This window comes from Granulicoccus phenolivorans DSM 17626 = NBRC 107789 = JCM 15570 (genome assembly GCF_000423085.1).
GTDB lineage: Bacteria > Actinomycetota > Actinomycetes > Propionibacteriales > Propionibacteriaceae > Granulicoccus > Granulicoccus phenolivorans.
Map to the genome: position 1 here is coordinate 1 of NZ_AUHH01000079.1, position 1,307 is coordinate 1,307.

Sequence of the window (1,307 nt, forward strand, 5' to 3'; positions counted from 1 at the left end):
GATGTGCGTGGGGTGTGGCGGTTGTGGACGTATTTGTCGGGTGATGCGGATGTGCGGGCGCGGCGGGCGGTGACGGCGTACCGGGATCGGTTGGGTGCGCACACCCCGGCACCGTTGCCGACCCCGACCCCGACCCCGACCCCGGCCCCGGCCCCGACCCCGACCCCGGCCGCGGCCCCACCGGCTCAGGCGCCCACTCCCGCGCCGATACCGACTTCGGGCGGCACGTCGGCCGGGCGCTACGAACAATCCCGGCTGCCGATGCTCGCGACGCACCGAGGGACGCCTCCGGATCTGGTGCTGCGATGGAACGCGATGAGCAATCCGGCGGTCATCGACGTCGTGGTGCATCTGCACGGGTACACCCGCCGGGCCGCTGCGATGCGGCTGCCCCGGGACCTGGAGAAGATCAGTGGCCTTGATTTCGCCGACCCGTCCGGCGCGCAGGCGGGTGGGCGTACCCGGCCGACCCTGGGCCTGTTGCCCCGGGGCAGTTCGGCACCGAGTGCCAAGCGCCCGGACCGGATGGTCTTCCCCGCCCTTTTGAGGCCGGGCGCGATCGACGAGTTGGTGCAGCAGGGCCTGCGGATCTTCACCGCCCGGACCGGCGTCTCGGCGCCCCGAGGACGGCTCATCCTCACCGCTCATTCCGGCGGAGGCGCTGCGTTGGACGCGATCCTGAAGTACTGCGACCCCGACGAAGTCCATGTCTTCGACGCGCTCTACGCGCCGGCGAGAAATCTCATCGCGTGGGCCGAGCGGCGGATCCAGCGCGAAGTGCCGGCAGCCGCGCTGCTTCCCGGTGCACTCCGGGTGATCTATCTGGGTACCGAGAAGTTCAGCACACCGGTGCGGACCGCGGTGTGCGCAGCGCTGTCCGCCGCCGCAGCGGCCCCCGAACTCGCCCGTCGGTTCCGCGTCGAGTCGACCACGGTGGCGCACGGCGACATTCCCCGCGAGTTCGGTTGGCGCCTACTCGCCGACGCGGGGGCGGACCTGCCCCGGGTGCGGCGCCACGTCTGCGGCACCGGCAGCGCCGGGGAAGCCGAGCCGGGGATCGCGGCGAGCGGCGCCCAGTTCAACGACAGCGAGGACTCCGAGGCCACCGGGGCATTCCTGCCGGTCCCCAAGCAGTCCGCAGAACTGGACGAATGGAACGAGGCCGGGTTCGCCCTCGAGGAACTCGAGGAAGCTCTGGAACCCGCCGAGGAGGCGTGGGTACCCGAAGCCGAGGATCGCGCCCAACCCGAGGTTGACGAGGAGTTCGAGGAGCCGGAGTCGTACGTGGATCCCGAGTCGTACGTGGA

Annotated in this window: 1 protein-coding gene; it reads left to right on the plus strand. The window is 71.4% G+C overall.

Annotated elements, in window-relative coordinates; genetic code table 11:
- A partial coding sequence (locus G531_RS26550; protein WP_211221898.1) for a hypothetical protein occupies nucleotides 1-1,307 on the plus strand: 1,307 nt, incomplete at both ends.